The sequence below is a fragment of the Devosia sp. genome, from assembly GCF_017307565.1.
GTDB lineage: Bacteria > Pseudomonadota > Alphaproteobacteria > Rhizobiales > Devosiaceae > Devosia.
Map to the genome: position 1 here is coordinate 1 of NZ_JAFKHD010000396.1, position 1,187 is coordinate 1,187.

The following is a 1,187-nucleotide window of genomic DNA, read 5'->3' on the forward strand; positions in this document are numbered from 1 at the left end:
CGGCGGCGCTGATGGCGGCGAGGTCGACCGTGGACTGGATCGAACGGCGTTCGTGATAAAGGGCCGCCGCGTCTACGGCGATAGCGCCAATGACGGCCGAAAGCGAAAAGGCGGTGGCAAAGAGCACTGCCATATTGCCCCGGCTGTCGCGCAGAAACCGGCCGATCATAACCCGCCCTGCCGGATGGTCGCCCCATAGACCATGTAGCGACTGGGCATGGGGAGCGGCGGGTAAAGGTTCCAGATCGGCAGGTCGGCGGCGTCATAGCGCAGGACCACGCGATATTGCGTAGGATCGAGGGGATCATCGCCGATCGTAAAGCTGAGGTCTTTTCGGGCGATCAGCATATAGCCGCTGGCATGGCGATCGAGATAGGTGCCCACCAGTCGGTTGCGCTCGGTACTGTCGAGCCCGCCAATGGAAATGCGCGCCGCATCAGCCGCCAGTTGCTGCAATGAGTGGGCGGCGCCGAAATAGAGCCCATAGGCCAGCATGCCGCAGAGCATGAGCAGATAGACGGGGGCCAGAATGGCAAATTCGACTGCGGCGCCGCCGCGTTCATGGGCAAGAAAAGCTGGATGCTGGCGAGCCATGGAGCGCTCCTGGGCCGGTCCTGGTCGGGTCATGCTCGGCGCGCGCCACCCAGTAGCCGATGAAGCTTCTGCCGCGCAGAAATGCGCATTCCGGATCGGCTATTTGCTTATGGAACAATGCCGGTATAGGGAGGGACGAACCTCAGGAACCGCCCGTTTGGCCGCCCGCAATTTTCTCTTCGCCCTCGATAGCGACGATGTTGCCCTGACCCGGCTGCTGGAAGTGGCGGCGCGCGTCACCGGCTTCATGAAAGGCGCGCCGGGGGCGCCCTTGCCCGGCTGGCATGCGGCGGGCGCTGACAACGAGGCGCTGCTGCGTGATCTCTATGCCCGCACCGAGGCGACCTATCCGGCGGCGGGGCAGCCGTTTTATGCCGTGCGGCTCTGGACCAATCTCATCTGGCAGCCCGCTTATCTCGCCGTCATCGCCGTGCATGTCCATGGCGCGCTGCCGCCGCTGTCGGGCCTCAGCCAGGAGGTCAAGGGCATCGACATCAGCGGTTTCCGCCTGCCGGCGGGGCCGCAGCAAAAGGGTGATGTCGAAAGCCTGATCGCCAGGGCCGCCACCGAGCTGCGCATGCTCGCCGATGGCA

2 protein-coding genes and 1 pseudogene are annotated in these 1,187 nt (G+C 64.7%); 1 reads left to right on the forward strand and 2 read right to left on the reverse strand.

Going from position 1 to position 1,187, the window contains the following annotated elements; all coding sequences use genetic code 11:
- Window positions 1-169, reverse strand: a 169-nt coding sequence (locus tag J0I64_RS22655; protein ID WP_366933755.1) for a pilus assembly protein TadG-related protein, incomplete at its 3' end; no start/stop codon positions are given.
- Window positions 166-594, reverse strand: a complete 429-nt coding sequence (locus J0I64_RS15625; RefSeq protein WP_291409897.1) for a TadE/TadG family type IV pilus assembly protein — start codon at window positions 592-594, stop codon at window positions 166-168. The genes J0I64_RS22655 and J0I64_RS15625, both read right to left, overlap by 4 nt.
- Before the next feature lie 157 nt (window positions 595-751).
- Here J0I64_RS15625 and J0I64_RS15630 point away from each other — a divergent pair.
- A pseudogene (locus J0I64_RS15630) lies at window positions 752-1,187 on the forward strand (hypothetical protein); the annotation flags it as partial.

Coding starts and splice junctions, on each gene's coding strand:
- J0I64_RS15625 (WP_291409897.1), bottom strand. CDS start 594: ATGGCTCGCCAGCATCCAGCTTTTCTTGCCCATGAACGCGGCGGCGCC.